This window comes from Achromobacter pestifer (genome assembly GCF_902859625.1).
GTDB lineage: Bacteria > Pseudomonadota > Gammaproteobacteria > Burkholderiales > Burkholderiaceae_B > Achromobacter > Achromobacter pestifer.
The window spans coordinates 896,320-912,755 of sequence record NZ_CADIJX010000002.1; the positions used below are offsets into that span (position 1 = coordinate 896,320).

General features: G+C 64.0%; 16 protein-coding genes. 14 read left to right on the forward strand and 2 right to left on the reverse strand.

Annotated features, from left to right (window positions below; translation table 11 throughout):
• The first annotated feature begins 27 nt into the window (after positions 1–27).
• The 4 genes from hscA (at position 28) to HV753_RS10915 (ending at position 3,464) form a co-directional block, all read left to right on the forward strand.
• Positions 28–1,890, forward strand: coding sequence for a Fe-S protein assembly chaperone HscA (gene hscA, locus HV753_RS10900; protein ID WP_175174449.1), 1,863 nt, complete (start codon positions 28–30; stop codon positions 1,888–1,890).
• Positions 1,891–1,899: 9 nt separating this feature from the next.
• Positions 1,900–2,241, forward strand: a complete 342-nt coding sequence (gene fdx / locus HV753_RS10905) for an ISC system 2Fe-2S type ferredoxin (protein ID WP_006225293.1) — start codon at positions 1,900–1,902, stop codon at positions 2,239–2,241.
• Positions 2,241–2,435 (forward strand): Fe-S cluster assembly protein IscX, encoded by a 195-nt coding sequence (iscX, locus tag HV753_RS10910; RefSeq protein WP_175174450.1) that lies wholly within the window; start codon positions 2,241–2,243, stop codon positions 2,433–2,435. The genes fdx and iscX overlap by 1 nt, the downstream gene beginning before the upstream one ends.
• 138 nt (positions 2,436–2,573) lie before the next feature.
• Positions 2,574–3,464, forward strand: a complete 891-nt coding sequence (locus HV753_RS10915; protein ID WP_175174451.1) for a methylglyoxal synthase — start codon at positions 2,574–2,576, stop codon at positions 3,462–3,464.
• An 8-nt stretch (positions 3,465–3,472) separates the two neighbouring features.
• Here the strand turns inward: HV753_RS10915 and HV753_RS10920 are convergent, their stop codons facing one another.
• Positions 3,473–4,408 carry a LysR family transcriptional regulator gene (locus HV753_RS10920; RefSeq protein WP_175174452.1) on the reverse strand — a complete coding sequence of 312 codons (936 nt, stop codon included), beginning with the start codon at positions 4,406–4,408 and terminating at the stop codon, positions 3,473–3,475.
• A gap of 128 nt (positions 4,409–4,536) precedes the next feature.
• Here HV753_RS10920 and HV753_RS10925 point away from each other — a divergent pair, with 128 nt between their 5' ends.
• From HV753_RS10925 to HV753_RS10935, 3 genes are read left to right on the forward strand one after another with little or no spacing between them, the layout of a single operon-like run.
• The gene (locus HV753_RS10925; protein WP_175174453.1) at positions 4,537–5,511 is read left to right on the forward strand and encodes a Bug family tripartite tricarboxylate transporter substrate binding protein; all 975 of its coding nucleotides are present in this window, start codon (positions 4,537–4,539) and stop codon (positions 5,509–5,511) included.
• Positions 5,508–6,752: a CaiB/BaiF CoA transferase family protein gene (locus tag HV753_RS10930; protein ID WP_425485885.1), complete on the forward strand. Its 1,245-nt coding sequence runs from the start codon at positions 5,508–5,510 to the stop codon at positions 6,750–6,752. The genes HV753_RS10925 and HV753_RS10930 overlap by 4 nt, the downstream gene beginning before the upstream one ends.
• The gene (locus HV753_RS10935; RefSeq protein ID WP_175174454.1) at positions 6,749–7,528 is read left to right on the forward strand and encodes an enoyl-CoA hydratase/isomerase family protein; all 780 of its coding nucleotides are present in this window, start codon (positions 6,749–6,751) and stop codon (positions 7,526–7,528) included. The genes HV753_RS10930 and HV753_RS10935 overlap by 4 nt, the downstream gene beginning before the upstream one ends.
• A gap of 4 nt (positions 7,529–7,532) precedes the next feature.
• Here HV753_RS10935 and HV753_RS10940 read toward each other — a convergent pair whose 3' ends face one another.
• Positions 7,533–8,336: an enoyl-CoA hydratase/isomerase family protein gene (locus HV753_RS10940; protein ID WP_175174455.1), complete on the reverse strand. Its 804-nt coding sequence runs from the start codon at positions 8,334–8,336 to the stop codon at positions 7,533–7,535.
• A gap of 266 nt (positions 8,337–8,602) precedes the next feature.
• Here HV753_RS10940 and HV753_RS10945 point away from each other — a divergent pair, with 266 nt between their 5' ends.
• The 7 genes from HV753_RS10945 to HV753_RS10975 are packed head-to-tail and all read left to right on the forward strand — an operon-like array spanning position 8,603 to position 16,430.
• Positions 8,603–9,427 (forward strand): ABC transporter ATP-binding protein, encoded by an 825-nt coding sequence (locus HV753_RS10945; protein ID WP_175174456.1) that lies wholly within the window; start codon positions 8,603–8,605, stop codon positions 9,425–9,427.
• Complete coding sequence (locus HV753_RS10950; protein ID WP_175174457.1) at positions 9,427–10,305, forward strand: branched-chain amino acid ABC transporter permease; 879 nt, start codon at positions 9,427–9,429, stop codon at positions 10,303–10,305. The genes HV753_RS10945 and HV753_RS10950 overlap by 1 nt, the downstream gene beginning before the upstream one ends.
• Before the next feature lie 3 nt (positions 10,306–10,308).
• On the forward strand, positions 10,309–11,346 hold the full coding sequence (locus HV753_RS10955; protein WP_175174458.1) for a branched-chain amino acid ABC transporter permease: 1,038 nt from the start codon (positions 10,309–10,311) through the stop codon (positions 11,344–11,346).
• 48 nt (positions 11,347–11,394) lie between these two features.
• Positions 11,395–12,573 carry an ABC transporter substrate-binding protein gene (locus HV753_RS10960; RefSeq protein WP_175174459.1) on the forward strand — a complete coding sequence of 393 codons (1,179 nt, stop codon included), beginning with the start codon at positions 11,395–11,397 and terminating at the stop codon, positions 12,571–12,573.
• Between the two features lie 7 nt (positions 12,574–12,580).
• Complete coding sequence (locus HV753_RS10965; protein WP_175174460.1) at positions 12,581–13,426, forward strand: ABC transporter ATP-binding protein; 846 nt, start codon at positions 12,581–12,583, stop codon at positions 13,424–13,426.
• On the forward strand, positions 13,423–15,279 hold the full coding sequence (locus HV753_RS10970) for an AMP-dependent synthetase/ligase (protein ID WP_175174461.1): 1,857 nt from the start codon (positions 13,423–13,425) through the stop codon (positions 15,277–15,279). Before HV753_RS10965 ends, HV753_RS10970 begins: the two co-directional genes overlap by 4 nt.
• Complete coding sequence (locus tag HV753_RS10975; RefSeq protein ID WP_175174462.1) at positions 15,276–16,430, forward strand: thiolase family protein; 1,155 nt, start codon at positions 15,276–15,278, stop codon at positions 16,428–16,430. Before HV753_RS10970 ends, HV753_RS10975 begins: the two co-directional genes overlap by 4 nt.
• Positions 16,431–16,436: the final 6 nt, after the last annotated feature.

Consider the following 16,436-nt stretch of genomic DNA (forward strand, 5'->3'; position numbering starts at 1 on the left):
CCGCCTACTGAGCAGAAAAATACAATCATGGCCTTATTGCAGATATCCGAGCCTGGTGAGTCGCCCGCGCCGCACCAGCGCAAGCTGGCGGTCGGGATCGACCTGGGCACTACCAATTCCTTAGTCGCGGCGGTGCGCAGTAGCGTCGCTGAAGTGTTGCCTGATGCTCAGGGCTACGCCTTGCTGCCGTCGGCGGTGCGTTATTTTCCGGGCGGCAAAGTCACCACGGGCCGGGAGCCGCTGGCTCAGCAGGCGGAAGATCCCTTGAACACCGTGGTGTCCGTGAAGCGTTTCATGGGCCGGTCATTGGAAGAGGCGCGCGCCACGCGCGCACCTTATGAATTCGTGGATGCGCCCGGCATGGTGCGTATCCGCACGGCGCAGGGTGACCTGAGCCCGGTTGAAGTGTCCGCGCAGATTCTGGCGGTATTGCGCCAGCGCGCCGAAGATGTCCTGGGCGACGATCTGGTGGGGGCGGTCATCACGGTGCCCGCCTACTTCGATGATGCTCAGCGCCAGGCGACACGCGACGCCGCCCGCCTGGCGGGTCTGAATGTGCTGCGATTGCTGAACGAACCGACCGCTGCGGCGATTGCCTATGGTCTGGACCATGCGTCGGAAGGCGTTTACGCCGTGTACGACCTGGGTGGCGGCACGTTTGATATTTCCATCCTGCGCCTGACCCAAGGCGTGTTTGAAGTGATTTCCACGGGTGGCGACACCGCGCTGGGTGGTGATGACTTCGATGCCGTGATCGCGGATCACGCCGTGGCCAAATTGGCAGCGGGCGAGTTGTCGCCCTCGGATCGCCGGGCGCTGCTGATGGCTGCCCGCGTGGCGCGCGAAGCGTTGTCGGATGCCGAATCGGCCAGCCTGCAACTGACGCTGTCGGATGGCCGTGCCGTGGACGTGACGCTGACGCGCGCCGAGTTTGAAGCGCTGGCGCAACCGTTGGTGGAACGCACGCTGGATTGCGCACGCCGCGCGCTGCGCGATGCGTCGTTGAAGCCGGCCGATGTGCGCGGGGTGGTGATGGTGGGCGGCGCGACGCGCATGCCTGTCGTGCGCGCCGCGGTTGGCAAGGTCTTCGGCACCGAGCCCTTGACTGACTTGGACCCGGATCAGGTTGTGGCGCTGGGCGCCGCCTTGCAGGCCAATCTGTTGGCTGGCAATCGCGCACCGGGCGAAGATTGGCTGCTGCTGGACGTGATTCCCCTATCGCTGGGGTTGGAAACCATGGGGGGGCTGGTTGAGCGTGTGATTCCGCGCAACAGCACCATCCCCGTGGCCCGCGCCCAGGAATTCACGACGTTCAAGGATGGCCAGACGGCCATGAGCATCCACGTGGTGCAGGGCGAGCGTGACCTGGTGTCGGATTCGCGTTCGCTGGCGCGGTTTGAACTGCGTGGCATTCCGCCCATGGTGGCGGGTGCGGCGCGTATCCGCGTGACCTTCCAGGTGGATGCGGATGGCCTGCTGAGCGTGACCGCCCGCGAACAAAGCACCGGAGTGGAAGCCGCGGTGTCGGTCAAGCCGTCCTACGGACTGAGCGACGACGAGATTGCGCAGATGCTGGCTGACAGCGTGGCGCAGGCGGATACGGATGCCCGCGCCCGGATGTTGCGCGAGCAGCAAGTGGACGCGCGGCAACTGGTGGAATCCGTGCAGGCGGCATTGGCCGTTGACGGCGACCTGTTGGACGCCGAAGAGCGCAAGCACGTGGACGAATGCCTGCAAGCCGCCATCGGTGCGCAATCCGCGGAAGAAGTCGACACGGTGAAAGACGCGGTGCAAGCCCTGTCGGCCGCGACCGACGACTTTGCCGCGCGCCGCATGGATCGCAGCATCCGCGCCGCGCTGGCGGGCCGCAAACTTGATGAGATTGCCTGATAAGACGTTATGCCGAAACTGACTGTATTGCCTCATCCCGATTACTGCCCCGAGGGCGCCGTGATTGAAGACGCACCCAAGGGCGTGTCGATCTGCCGTGTGCTCCTGGACAACCATATCGACATCGAACACGCATGTGAATTGTCATGCGCCTGCACGACCTGTCACGTGGTGATCAAGCAGGGTTATTCCGCGCTGGAAGATGCGACCGACGACGAAGAGGACTTGCTGGACAAGGCCTGGGGCCTGACCCCGACGTCGCGCTTGTCATGCCAGGCGCTGGTGACCGACACTGACCTGACGGTGGAAATTCCCAAGTACACCATCAACCACGCGAAAGAGGGCCATTGATGAAGTGGACCGATACCTACGATATTGCCGTTGCGCTGGTCGACGCGCATCCTGACGTGGACCCCAAGACGCTGCGGTTTACGCAGCTGCGCGAATGGGTCATGGCTCTGCCGAATTTCAGTGACGATCCCGACCATTGCGGCGAGAAGATCCTGGAAGCCATTCAGATGGCCTGGATCGACGAAGCGGACTGATGAACGCAGCAAGAACGCTCCCCTCGGGGAGCGTTTTTTTGTTGTCGGGCCGCATGCACGCAAAGCATGTGCGGCAGTCACGATGACCACGGTATCATCAGGGGTCTGCCCGTTGATCCTATTAGCCTGAGTCTACCGATGCCCGCTGCCCAATTGCGTTTTGGCTTGGCCGCCAACCGACTGCACCACGAAAGCCCCGATGCCGCCCTGTTTACCTGGCTGCGTGCGTGTTCGTCCACGATACGCGAGCTGGGCGTGCAGTTGCACACCGTCGGCCGCACGCACGATGCCATCGTGCGCGAAGGCATGTTGCAGGGGTACAGCGGCCTGATTCGCTACCCGTATGGACGCGAAGGCGGCTTGATGAAACTGGTGGCCCGCGTGACCGAGGGGCGTGATGGGCAAGCACCGTTCGATGGCGCGATCTATCTGATCGACCCAGTGGATCCGTCTTCGATTTTTCCGGAGGCATTGGCGCTGAAGCGGCAGTGCATCACGCATGGCCGGCCCTTCATCTCCACGCTGGCCGGGGCCATTGAGTGGATGGAGGTCGAGCGCATACACGCCGGTCTGGCGCCGGACGCATCGGCGTCCCGCCTGTTTAATTTCACGGGCCAGACCTTGGCGATGATCGCCCACGATGCGCTCAAGGATGAGATGGTGGCCTTTGCCAGCGAGCACTTCGATGTGTTGTCCCAGTTCGCACGCCGCGTGGCAACGGGCACGACCGGCGGCCGCTTGAATGACTTGGCCTGGTCGCGAGGCTGGCCGAAAGATACGCCATGGGTGCACCGCTATCTGAGCGGCCCGCTGGGAGGCGACGCGCAGATTGCCGAATTGGTCCTGGAGCATCAATGTCAGCGCGTGATCTTCTTCGAGGATCCACATGTGGCGCGTCAGCACGAGGCCGATATCCAGTTGCTGGAGCGCGCCGTGCGCGTGGTGACGGCATCGGCCACCTGCGCAACGTCGCCCACCGTGGCGCGTCGCTGGGCGCAGGCGGTGGAAAAGCGTGCCGGTTTGATCTGACGGGCTGACTATGCGGTTGGCCGGCCATCGATGATGATTCGGCTGACCCGATCGGCCACCGCTGATGCCGCCATGGACAAAGGCAGCACGTCGGAGCGGCACAGAAATACCGGGCGGGCCATGCGGAGATGCTTGACCCGGCGCAGCATCACGTCTCCGCGCATGGCCTCCCTTCTTACGGCTTCATGCGACAGGATCGTGTGCGCCAGGCCAGCTTGAACCAGTTCTATCAATTGAGGAATCGCGTTGGCTTCGGCAATGACGCGAAACGTCACGCGCTCTTGTTGTTGATACTGGTCCAGTAGCCGGCGCAAGCTGTGCGGGTTGCCGGGCAGTACCAGGGGCAATGCAGCCAGCGCATCCAGCCCGATGGCGGGTAGCGCATCCAATTCGGCGGAGCGCGGTGTCGAGCGGGCATGCCGCGGCGGGGGAGACACCACCACCAGCTCTTCATCGATCAGGTGCTGAAAGCGCAGATCGACTGCGGCCTCGTCGCTGAACGTCAGGCCCAGGTCGGCATGGCCCGAGCTGACAAAGCCGGGAATGTATCCCGTGCTGGATTCAACGATCTTCAGATATACGTCCGGCCAGTTTTCCAAGCTGAAGCGCAGCAGGGGCACCGCCACCAGCTTTGCCATGGACATCGACATCGCCAGCGATACCGTGCCGCGTGGGGCCGTCAGGTCTTCACGCACATCGGCGCGCGCCGCATCGATGCGGCCGAGGATCTCGCGCGCGTGCGCCAGCAGGCGGGTGCCGGCCGTGGTGGGTGTGACGCCGCGCGCGCTACGGTGCAGCAGCACGACGCCCAGGTCTTCCTCCAGATTGCGGATCAACAGGCTTAGCGCAGGCTGGGCCACGTGTAGCGCCACCGCGGCGCGGCTGATCGAACCGGTGGAAACCACGGCCACAAAACACTGCATTGCTCGAATCGACATCGACATGAGGGAAGCCTGTAGAACAACGGGTTATCACAAATTTATTATGGGCCGCATATATAAACGGTATTTCTAATATATCAACCAGATTCGCATAATGCAGCGCCACCATCGAAAAAACACACGGAGACATCATGGCGCTCATGAAAGTACTGGCTGCCGCCCTTGCGGCGACGACGGTCATTGCCACCCCGGCCCTGGCCGACACCTGGCCCTCGAAGCCCATCACGCTGCTGGTGCCGTTTTCGGCGGGCGGGCCGACCGATTTCATTGCCCGGCTGGTGGCCGAGCCGCTGTCGCGTGAATTGGGGCAGCAGGTCATCGTGCAGAACAAGCCGGGAGCCAGCGGCAACGTCGGCTACCAAAGCGTGCTGAACGGTCCCGCGGATGGCTATACGTTGATGCACAACACCGTGGGCATGCAGGCGATCAATCCGCTGATGTACCCCAGCGCGAAAATGCACCCGTTGCAGGACTACGTGCCCGTTGGCATCACCGGCGCCATGCCGAATCTGCTGGTCGTGAACCCCGAGCGCACCCCGGTCAAGACGCTGGAAGAGCTTGTCGAGCGTGGGCGCGCGGCGTCCAACGGGTTGAGCTACGCCACGTTCGGGCCGGGAAGCTCGCCGCATGTGTACGGCGCGCTGTTGCAGAAGCTGGCCAAGTTCGAGGCCGTGGGCGTGGCCTACAAGGGTAGCGCCAACGCGGTGACTGACGTGATTGGCGGGCAGATCGATTTTCTGTTCGACAGCATGTCGACCAGCATCGGGCAAGTCCAGGCCGGTAGGCTCAAGGCGCTGGCGATCACCTCGGCGCAACGCTCGCCGATGTTGCCCGACGTGCCGACGTTGAAGGAAGCGGGCTATGCCAGCCTGGATTTGAAGTTCTGGTTCTCGTTGCAAGTGCCTGCCGGCACCCCGCCCGACGTGGTGGCGAAGCTGCGCACGGCGGTGGCGAACGTGGTGGCGAGCGAGACATACCGCAAGGCCATGCAAGAGCGTGGCGCGGAAGCCTTGTCGGTGGCGCCGGCTGACCTGGACGCATTCTTCAAGCGTGAAACGGCGCAATGGACCGACGCTGCCAATGCGGTGGGGCTGAAGGCTGAATGATGAACCTGCCTACCGGTGCGCGCATGATGCCGCTTAAGAACATTACCGTCCTGGATTTGAGCAAAGTGCTTGCCGGGCCCTTGTGCGGCCAGTATCTGGGTGAGTTGGGCGCTCGCGTGATCAAGGTGGAGCCCGTTGGCACCGGCGACGACACGCGCGCCTGGCTGCCGCAGGATGCCGGGCAGTCGGCCACGTTTCTGGCGGTGAATCACAACAAGCGCAGCTTGGCCGTGGACCTGAAGACGGAAGCGGGCAGGGCGGTGGTACACCGCCTGGCCAAGCAGGCGGACGTGGTGTTGCAGGGCTTTGGTGGCAAGACCGCTGCGCGCCTGGGCGTGGATTACGACACGCTGAGCCGCCTGAACCCAACGCTGATCTATTGCGAGATCTCCGGTTACGGCCGCGAAGGCCCGATGGGCGAAGAGCCGGGGTATGACGTGATGCTGCAAGCATTCAGCGGCATGATCAGCACGATGGGTGAGCCGGGCGGAAATTTTGCCCGCGCGAGCTTTTCGCCAGTGGACCTGGGGACGGGCTCATTCGCGTTGAGCGGGATTCTGGCGGCACTGCTTGAACGCAGCCAGACGGGCGCAGGGCAGTACTTGGACGTGTCGTTGTTGGACACGTCGCTGGGGTTGATGTCATACATGGCGCAGAACTATTGGCGTACGGGGCAGATTCCCCGAAGGATGGGAACTGGCCACCCCGCGATGTGCCCTTACCAGGCGTTTCGCGCGGCGGATGGCGATCTGATGCTGGGCGTGGGCAATGATGCGCAATGGCAGCGTTTTTGTGCCGTGGCCGGCTTGCAGGATTACGTCGATACCCCCGAATTCTCCAGCAATGCCGCGCGGGTGCGGAACTTCGATGCGACGGTGGCGCTGGTGCAGGCGCGCATCGAAACGCGCACGGTGGCGGCATGGCTGGCGGCATTGAAGCCCGCAGGAATCGCATGCTCTGCCATTCACACCTTGGATCAGGCTTTGGCGCATCCGCAAGTCGCGGCGCGTGAACTGATCGTGACCAGCCAGCATGCAACGCTTGGTGAAGTGAGGAATATTGGTCTGCCCGTGCGCTTTGGCGGGCAGCCCCGGCAAGCGGCGCGGCCCGCGCCGCTGCTGGGCGAACATAGCCGCGAGATACTGGCGGACTTGGGCTATTCGTCCGAAGAGATTGAAGCGATGCTGGCCGCAGGCAGCGTGCAGGCGGCACCAGCAACAGAACCAGGAGTATCGGCATGACCTACTTGCGCTATGAGGTCCGCGACAGGATTGCGGAGATCCATCTGTGCCACGCGCCGGTCAATGCGCTGGATGTGGACATGCTGGATGCGCTGATTGCTGCGTATGATCGTGCCAATGCCGATGCCTCGGTGCGCGCGGTGCTGTTGGCCAGCGATCTGCCTGGCAGGTTCTGCGCGGGGCTGGACATGAAGAAGTTGCTGGCGAGTTCGCCGGCGCAGGTTCATGCGCTGCTGACCCGGCTTTACATCAAGCTCTTTGATGCACAGTTCAATCTGACGAAGCCGTCGATTTCGGTGGTGTCCGGCGCCGTGCGGGGCGGGGGCATGACCGTGGCCATTTCCAGCGACATGATCGTTGCCGCGGACACGGCCACCTTCGGCTATCCGGAGATCGACGTGGGGGTCTTGCCGGCGATCCACTACGCGCATCTGCCCGCCATCATCGGCAAGCATCGGGCGTTTGACCTGCTGTTCACCGGCAGGACATTCGGCGCGCGGGAGGCGCACGATCTGGGCTTGGTGGCGCGGGTGGAACGCGAGGCGCAATTGCTGGAGCAGGCGCGGGAGCTGGCGCAATCCCTGGCCGGCAAGCCGCCCCAGGTGCTGGCAATGGGGCGGCGCGCGTTTGTGTTTGCCAATGACAACGACTACCGCCGCAAACTGGCGACGGCGGTTGAGGTGTTTTGCAATGCCGCGGCGACGCCTGACGCGGCCGAAGGCTTGGCCGCCTTCGTGCAGAAGCGTGCGCCGGCTTGGGGTGAGCCGCAGGCGTGACCGCTTATTGACCCTTGAAGTCGGGCGCCCGCTTTTCGCGGAATGCCTGCACACCTTCGGCGAAATCCGCGCGGGCGGCAGAATCCAGGAAGCGCGCGGTCTCTTCCGCCAGTTGGGTTTCCAGCGAGGCGTGCGTGGCCGAGCGCAACAGGTCTTTTGCGCCTGCGATGCCGTGTGGCGCATGCCGCACGATGTCTTGTGCATAGGTTTCTGCGGCGTCGGCAAGCGCGCCGGCTGGCGCGATGCGGGTGATGATGCTCCAGCCCAGCGCGTCGCTGGCGGTGAAGGCGTCGTGGCGCAGCAGCAAGTCCAACGCGCGTTTGACGCCGACGGCACGCGCCAGTCCGTGCGTCATGCCTGCATCCGGGGTGGCGCCCAGTTTGAGGTAGGCAGTCATGAAGCGTGTGCCTGCGTCAGCGATGGCAAGGTCGCAGGCCAGCACCAGCGACAGCCCCGCGCCCGCCGCCACGCCATGGACTTCCGCCAGCCAGACTTTGTCCATGCGCCCGATGCGCGAGATGAAATCGTTGAGCGGGGTAAAGAGGTTCAGCAGCGTGTCGCGCACCACGGAAGGGTCACCCGTGAACATGCTGATGTCGCCGCCCGCGCAGAACGCCTTGCCCGCCGCGCGCAGGCGCACGGCGCGAATTTCCTTGCGTGTTTCCAACCACTGGGCGGCCTGTTGCAGGTCGCGGGCCATGGCGACGTCGATGGCATTCAAGGTGTCGGCGCGGTTCAGCGTCAGCGTGGCGAGCGTGCCTTCGGCCTCTAGCAGCACGGTCTGGAATGTGGGAAGTCCTTGGGTCATGGCGCGTCTCCGTTATCGGGTAAATACCAGCTGTCGATCCAAAAACCGCGATGCTATGGTCTGAACCGAGCGCTTGCTTGGTTGTTATCGAGCACGCTTAGCGTAACGCATAGAAGTACGGCATAGAACGATTTTCCGGCGCTGGTCTGGCGTAGGTAAAGACAGGTTCGTTGCATCTCCTGGCTTGCGGGTCGCCTGATTCACCGCTGATAAAAATGTCCGCCCAAGGCGGCAAGAAACTTCGCGATCAAAAAGCGAGGAGACAAATGGTGGATCAGTCCGAGCAGCCTCCCTTGCTGGAGGTGGATGGGGTTACCTTGGCGTTCGGCGGGGTCAAGGCATTGACCGGCGTGGGCTTTCGCGTGGCGCCGGGTTCCATCACCACGGTCATCGGCCCGAATGGCGCCGGCAAGACCTCGTTGTTCAATACCATTTCCGGGTTCTACAAGCCGGCTGCCGGACAGATCCGGTTTGAGGGCCGCGACATCACGCGCGTCGCGGCGCCCGAGCGTGCCAAGCTGGGGCTGGCGCGCAGCTTCCAGAACATCGCGCTGTTTCGCGGCATGACGGTGCTGGACAACATCAAGCTGGGCCGTCACGCGCACCTGCGCTGCAACGTGCTGGACGCCTTGTTCTACCTGGGCCGAGCGCGCCGCGAAGAGATGGCGCTGCGGGCCGACATCGAAGAACGCATCATCGATTTCCTGGAGATCGACCACATCCGCCACGCACCCGTGTCGGCCCTGTCCTATGGCCTGCAAAAGCGCGTGGAGCTGGCCCGCGCGCTGGCGATGCAGCCCAAGGTGCTGATGCTGGACGAACCCGTGGCCGGCATGAACCGCGAAGAGACGGACGACATGGCGCGTTTCATCCTGGACGCGCGGACGGAGTGGGGCGTGACGGTGCTGATGGTGGAGCACGACATGGGTCTGGTGATGGACCTGTCGGACCATGTGGTGGTGCTGAACTTTGGGCAGGTGATCGCGGATGGCACGCCGGCCCAGGTGCAGGCGAACCCGGAAGTCATCAAGGCCTATCTGGGCGCGGGCGATGTGGGCGACTTGCGCCGCCGCTTGAGGGAGGCGGCCTGATGGACTGGTTGTTTTTCCTTGAGGTGACGCTGGCGGGGCTGGGCAGCGGCGGACTGTATGCCTTGGCCGCGCTGGCGTTCGTGATCGTCTACAAGGCGACGCGCGTCGTGAATATCGCCATCGGTGAATTCCTGATGCTGGGCGCGTATGTGTTTTATGCGTTCGCGACGGGCATGGAATGGCCGATCTGGCTGGCGATCCTGGGGGCGGTGGTGGTATCTGGCGCCTTGGGGGCAGTGGTCGAACGCTTGACGATACGGCCCATGCTGGGAGAGGCGCCGATCTCGGTCTTCATGGTGACGGTGGGCCTGGCTTCCATCCTGGTGGGAGCCGTGGAACTGATCTGGACCGCCGATCAGCGGCGTTTGCCGGAGTTCATGCCGCGTGCCCCGGTGATGGTGGGCGAGGCGTTCGTGGCGCCCAAGGTGTTCTACGGATTCTGGGTGGCGGTAGTGCTGGCCTTGCTGGTGCTGGTGGTGTTTCGCTACTGGCGCGGCGGCGTGGCCCTGCGTGCCACGGCGTCGGACCAGGGTGCCGCCTATGCGATGGGCATCAATGTCCCGCGTGTGTTTTCGCTGTCCTGGGTCGCGGCGGGCGCGCTGGCGGCGGTGTCGGGCGTGATCGTGGGCGCCATCGGGGGAATTTCGTCGTCGATGGGCGTCTTTGGCTTGTCGGTGTTGGTCGTGGTGATCGTGGGCGGCTTGGATAGCGTGGCCGGCGCCCTGGTGGGCGGCGTGTTCATTGGCTTGCTGGAGGCCTGGGCGGGCGCCTACATGGGGGGCGAGTACAAGCTGCTGGCAACCTTCATCGTGCTGGTGGTGGTGTTGATGGTCAGGCCCTATGGGCTGTTCGGCACCCGTGAAATCGAGAGGCTCTGACCCATGCGTATCGCGACCGCGAAACAGACCTACCTGGCCGATGAGGCGCTATTCGACACGCGCACTCAGCACGTGTGGCTGGCCTTGCTGGCGGCGTCCCTGGCCCTGTTCCCGTTTGTGGCCGACGCCTATTGGCTGTACCTGGCCTGCCTGGTGGCCATCAATATCGCCAGCGCGACGGGACTGAATATCTTGACGGGCTATACCGGCCTGGTGAGCTTGGGGCAAGCGGCCTTCATGGGCCTGGGCGCGTACACGGTGGCCGTCATGGAGCTGCGGCTGGGGACGCCGGTGCTGGTCAACCTGCTGGGCGGCGGCGTGGTGGCGATGCTGGGCGGCCTGCTGGTGGGGATTCCTTCGTTGCGGGTGAAGGGGCTGTACCTGGCGATCGCCACGATCGCGGCGTCGTTCATCGCCCATTTCATTTTTGCGAACTGGCAGTTCACGGGCGGGACCACCGGCTTGCAGGTGCCACCCGCGCGGATGCTGGGCGTGGACCTGGATACCTCGTTCAAGATTTATTGGTTGATCGTGCCGGTGACGGTGTTGATGGTGCTGGGTGCGGCAAACCTGTTCCGCACGCGCATCGGTCGAGCCTTCATCGCGATCCGCGACCGCGATATCTCGGCGGAGGTCCTGGGTATCCGACTGCTGCGCTACAAACTGCTGTCGTTCGGGCTGTCGTCGTTCTACGCCGGCGTGGCGGGAGGGCTGTGGGCGTACTTCTTCCGCGTGGTGACGCCAGAGAGCTTCCCCCTGATCATGTCGATTTTCTTCCTGGCCGCCATCATCGTGGGCGGCATGGGGTCGATCCTGGGTTCCATCCTGGGTGCCATCTTCATGACGATGGTGCCCGAACTGCTTAAGTTGATCGTGGGCTGGCTGCCGGTGGGCGGCGACGCGCTGCGGCTGGTGTCGCCCGTGCGCACGATCGTTTTCGGCCTGCTGATCGTGGGCTTTCTGATCTTCGAGCCCCATGGGCTCGCGGAAATCTGGCGTCGCGTGCGCCGCTTCTTCCACCTGTGGCCATTCCGGACCTAAGCGCTGATTGGCCGATTGCAAGACCCATAAGACCCCAGGAGACACACCATGAAGCGCATCCGGATAGGCAGCGGTTTATCGAGGTTGTTGGCCCCGTTGGGCCTGGCAGCGGCATTGGCGGCGCCCGTGGCGCATGCGGCGGACGACTTGGTGCTGGGCGGATCGATTCCGTTGAGCGGCGTGTTCGCCTTTGCAGGGCAGGGGATCCATGCCGGCATTACCGACTATGTGAAGATCGTCAACGATCAGGGCGGCGTGAAGGGGCGCAAGCTGCGCTACGTACCCGAGGACACCGCCTATAAGGTCGATGCATCCGTGGCGGCGTTCAAAAAGATCACCAGCCAGAACAAGGTGAATTTCTACTACGGCGATTCGACGGGCTTCTCAAAGACCATTAACGCTGAGTTGAACCGTTCGGGCGACATCCTGATGACCGGCGCGTCGTTTGCGACCGAGTTGAATGACCCCGCGAAGTATCCCGCGCAGTTCATGCTGGGGCCGGACTACACCGAGATGTTCGGCATCTTGTTGCGCTACATCGCCAAGGAGCAGCCGGGCGCGAAGGTGGCGTTCGTGTATTCCGATACGGAATTTGGCCGCGACCCGATTGCCAGTTCACGCGCGGTGGCGGAAAAACTGGGCTTGAAGGTCGCCACGGAAATCATGACGGCGCCGGGCAGCGTGGACGTGTCGACCGAGGTGATCAAACTGCGCCGCGCGGATCCCGACTACACGATCTTCCACGGCTACGTGCTGGCGCCCATCCCGGAATTCGTGGGGCAGGGCAAGCGCATGGGGCTGAAGACGCGCTACATGGGCACGTTCTGGACCATGGACAATTCCACCGTGATGCAGATGGGCGAGGACGCGGAAGGCTTCATGGGCGTGATGCCGTATCGCTACTACTACGACACGGAAGGCGATGCGCCGATGCTGAAGAAGATCCGCGAGATGCGTCCGCAGTACCAGAGCACAGGCTATATGCAGGGCTTCCTGGCGGCGATGTTGTTCACGGAGGTGGCCAAGCGCACGTTGGACGCGGGCAAGGAACTGACCAGCGCCAACATGAAGGCCGCGCTGGACGGCATCAAGGACTTCGATACCGGCGGCCTGATTGGCGTGCCGATCTCGATCAAGGGCAACTCCATTCCGGTGGGCCGGATCTATCGCGCCGATGTGAAGCAGAAGCAGATGGTGCCCGCATCCGATTGGATCGTGTTGAAGTGAGGCGCCTGTGACCCTGGGACATGACGCGCAGGCCGCGACGGCGCCGCCACCCGTGGCGGTACTGGATATCAACAATATCGAAGTCGTCTACAACAAGGCGGTGCAGGTGTTGCGCGGCCTGTCCCTATCGGTGCCCGCCGGCAGCATCGTGGCCCTGCTGGGCAGCAATGGCGCCGGCAAGTCCACGACGCTGAAGGCGGTGTCTGGGTTGCTGGACCTGGAGGACGGTGCGCTGGTGCGTGGGCACATTGTCTTCAACGGTGGCGATACGGCGGGTGCCAAGCCGCAGAATCTGGTGCGTGCGGGGTTGTCGCATGTGATGGAGGGGCGCCGGGTGTTCGAAGACCTGACGGTTGAAGAGAATCTGGTGGCAGCGACCTATGCGTTGACCGGGCGCCCCGGCGCGAAGGTGGATTTCGACCTGGTGTACGGCTATTTTCCGCGTCTGTTTGAACGGCGCCGGGGTCTGGCGGGCTATCTGTCGGGGGGCGAACAGCAGATGCTGGCCATTGGCCGTGCGCTGATCGCGCAGCCCAGGCTGATGCTGTTGGACGAACCATCGCTTGGCCTGTCGCCGATGCTGGTGGAGAACATCTTTTCCATCATCGCGCGCATCAATGCCGAGCAAGGCGTGTCGATGCTGCTGGTGGAACAGAATGCGTCCGTGGCGCTGGCGGTGGCGCATTACGGCTACATCATGGAGACCGGCAAGGTCGTGATCGACGGCACCGCCGACAAGCTGGCGGCGGACCCGGATGTGCGTGAGTTCTACCTGGGCGTGGGGGGGACGGGCGAGGCCCGGGGGTTCCGCGACATCAAGCACTACAAGCGCCGAAAGCGCTGGCTGTCATGAAGGACAAGACCATGATCGCCTCTATCGATACCGCTGCTTGGCCCGAGCTGACCTTGCCCCAGATGCTGCGCGAACAGGCGCGGCGCCAGGCATCCGCCATCGCGATCCGGCAAAAGGACTTCGGCATTTGGAAGCCCTTGACGTGGGCGGGCTACTGGCAACGAGCCAGCCGCGTGGGGTTGGGCCTGCGGGCCCTGGGCCTGAGTCGGGGCGGGCGGGTGGCCATCGTGTCGGAGAACCGCGTGGAGTGGCTGCTGACGCAGCTGGGCGCGGGGACCGTGGGCGCCGTGGCGGTGGGGGTGTATCCGACAAGCCCCGCAGAAGAAATGGGTTATGTGCTGGAACACGCGGATGTCGAACTGGTGGTGTGCGAAGACCAGGAGCAGACCGACAAGGTGCTGCAAGTGGCCAGCCGCCTGCCGCTGCTGCGGCGCATCGTGATGATGGAGACCAAGGGGTTGCGGTCGTATGCGCCGGCCGACCGTGCCCACATCGTGACGTTCGCCGAGATTGAGGCTGACGGCGCCGCGCGGGAAGCGGCGGAACTGGCGGCGCTGAATACCGCGCTGGACGCGCAGCGCCTGGACGACACCGGCCTGATGATCTACACCTCGGGTTCCACCGGCAAGCCCAAGGGGGCGATGCTGAGCTATCGCAACATGCGGGGGGTGGCCCCGGGCATTGCCGACCGGCTGTCGATGGATGCGCAGAGCGTGCACCTGTCTTACCTGCCGCTGTGCCACGTGGCAGAGCAGATGCTGTCGACCTTCGTGCCGCTGTATCTGGGCTCGCAAGTGAACTTCGGCGAATCGATCCGCACGGTGCAGGAAGACCTGCGTGAAGTGGCGCCGACGATTTTCCTGGGCGTGCCACGGATTTGGGAAAAGCTGCACGCATCCATATCGATCAAGATGCAGGAGGCCGGCCGGTTGCAGCAATGGCTGTATCGGCGGGCGTTGGCGGCATGCCTGCCGTTCCTGGAGAAATCACCCGCGCAATACACGCTGGGCGAACGGCTGACGCATGGCCTGTGGTATTGGCTGGTGTTGCGCGCCTTGCAGAACTTCATCGGCTTGCGGCGCGTGCGTGTCGCGATGACGGGGGCGGCGCCGATTCCGCCGGACGTGGTGCGCTACTTCCGCAACCTGGGCGTGCCGCTGCTGGAGGTCTACGGGTTGACGGAATCAGCCGGAATGATCTTTGGCCAGCACCCTGATCGCGTGAAGGTGGGCACCGTGGGGGAACCGATCCTGGGCGTGGATTGGAAGATGGGCGAGGCCGATGAATTGCTGGTGCGCGGCGACATGGTGTTCCAGGGTTACTACAAGCAGGCCGAGGCGACCGCCGATACGGTGCGCGATGGCTGGTTGCATACGGGAGACGTCGTTGCCGAACAGGATGGGCGGGTTCGTATCGTTGACCGTCTGAAGGACATCATGATCACGGCGGGCGGCAAGAACCTGACCCCCTCCGAGATCGAGAATGCGGTGAAGGGCAGTCCGTACGTGAAGGAGTGCATTGTGATCGCCGATGGCCGCAAGTATGTATCGGCGCTGATCCAGCTGGAGTTCGATACCGTGGGGAAATGGGCGGAGTCGCGCCGCATCGCGTTCACGCACTTTCGGTCGCTGGTCGAATGCGAGCAGGTGCGAGAGCTGGTCCAGCAGGAGGTGGCGCGCGCCAATGCGGGTCTGGCGCCCGTGGCGCAGATCAAGCGCTTTCATTTGTTGACCAAGGAACTGGATCATGACGACGGTGAGGTGACGGCGACGATGAAGGTCAGGCGAGCCAGCATCTACCGTACTTACGCGAACGAAATCGAAACGCTCTACGTTGAGGAGACGATGGCATGAACGAAGCCGTGATCCTGGAGGCCGTGCGCACGCCTTTCGGCCGCCGTGGCGGATGGTGGGCGGACACCCGGCCCGACACATTGCTGGCGCAGACAGTGCGGGCCATGCTTGCGCGCGCCGGACTGCCTGGCGGCAAGATCGAGGACGTGATCGCTGGCTGCGTCAGTCAGGCGGGCGAGCAGGGCGCCAATATCGGGCGCTTGGTCGCGATGTTGGCAGACCTGCCGGAAACGGTGCCGGGCGTGGCCGTGAACCGCATGTGCGGGTCCAGCCAGCAGGCAGTGCATTTCGGGGCGCAAGCCATTGCCGCTGGGGATATGCGGTACGTGGTGGCAGGCGGTGTCGAGAGCATGAGCCGCGTGCCGATGTTCTTGGACGTGACGTTGGGGCAAAGCGAGTTTCGTGGCTTTGAATCGCTGAATCCAGGGTTGCTGGAACGCTATCCGCTGATCCATCAGCTTGAAAGCGCGGAGCGCATCGCTGACCATTGGCAGCTGTCGCAGGCTGCGATGGATGAGTGGGCGCGCGAAAGCCACGCGCGCGCCTGGGCGGCCGCGCGGGCGGGCCTGCACGCGGAACTGCTGCCGGGCCCGCAAGAGGCCGCGCATCGCGATGAAGGCATCCGCGAGACGACCGACCCGGTGCGCATGGCGGCCCTGGCGCCCGCGCTGCGTCCGCCGGGGCAAGGCGGTGTCACCGCCGCCAATGCCAGCCAGCTGGCGGATGGCGCGGCCGCGGTGTTGCTGGCTGACCGCGATACGGCGCTGTCCGACGGGCTGCGTCCACGCGCACGCTTTCTGGCGCGGGTAGCGGTCGGGTCGGATCCTGTGATGCAACTGACGGGCGTGATCCCGGCCACGCGGCTGGCCTTGGAACGTGCCGGGCTGACATTGGCGGACATCGATTGGATCGAGATCAACGAAGCTTTCTCCAGCGTGGTGCTGGCCTGGCAGCGGGAACTGGGGGCCAAGCCCGCGCGCGTGAATCCGTGGGGCGGTGCGATCGCGCATGGCCACCCGCTGGGGGCGACGGGAGCGGGGCTGATGGCCAAGATGCTGGCCGGGCTGGAGGCGACGGAAGGCGAATTCGGCATGCAGCTGATGTGCATCGGCCATGGCATGGCGACGGCGACCATTATCCAGAGGCTGTGACCCGAC

Coding starts and splice junctions, on each gene's coding strand:
- hscA (WP_175174449.1), top strand. CDS start 28: ATGGCCTTATTGCAGATATCCGAGCCTGGTGAGTCGCCCGCGCCGCAC.
- fdx (WP_006225293.1), top strand. CDS start 1,900: ATGCCGAAACTGACTGTATTGCCTCATCCCGATTACTGCCCCGAGGGC.
- iscX (WP_175174450.1), top strand. CDS start 2,241: ATGAAGTGGACCGATACCTACGATATTGCCGTTGCGCTGGTCGACGCG.
- HV753_RS10915 (WP_175174451.1), top strand. CDS start 2,574: ATGCCCGCTGCCCAATTGCGTTTTGGCTTGGCCGCCAACCGACTGCAC.
- HV753_RS10920 (WP_175174452.1), bottom strand. CDS start 4,408: ATGTCGATGTCGATTCGAGCAATGCAGTGTTTTGTGGCCGTGGTTTCC.
- HV753_RS10925 (WP_175174453.1), top strand. CDS start 4,537: ATGGCGCTCATGAAAGTACTGGCTGCCGCCCTTGCGGCGACGACGGTC.
- HV753_RS10930 (WP_425485885.1), top strand. CDS start 5,508: ATGATGAACCTGCCTACCGGTGCGCGCATGATGCCGCTTAAGAACATT.
- HV753_RS10935 (WP_175174454.1), top strand. CDS start 6,749: ATGACCTACTTGCGCTATGAGGTCCGCGACAGGATTGCGGAGATCCAT.
- HV753_RS10940 (WP_175174455.1), bottom strand. CDS start 8,336: ATGACCCAAGGACTTCCCACATTCCAGACCGTGCTGCTAGAGGCCGAA.
- HV753_RS10945 (WP_175174456.1), top strand. CDS start 8,603: ATGGTGGATCAGTCCGAGCAGCCTCCCTTGCTGGAGGTGGATGGGGTT.
- HV753_RS10950 (WP_175174457.1), top strand. CDS start 9,427: ATGGACTGGTTGTTTTTCCTTGAGGTGACGCTGGCGGGGCTGGGCAGC.
- HV753_RS10955 (WP_175174458.1), top strand. CDS start 10,309: ATGCGTATCGCGACCGCGAAACAGACCTACCTGGCCGATGAGGCGCTA.
- HV753_RS10960 (WP_175174459.1), top strand. CDS start 11,395: ATGAAGCGCATCCGGATAGGCAGCGGTTTATCGAGGTTGTTGGCCCCG.
- HV753_RS10970 (WP_175174461.1), top strand. CDS start 13,423: ATGAAGGACAAGACCATGATCGCCTCTATCGATACCGCTGCTTGGCCC.
- HV753_RS10975 (WP_175174462.1), top strand. CDS start 15,276: ATGAACGAAGCCGTGATCCTGGAGGCCGTGCGCACGCCTTTCGGCCGC.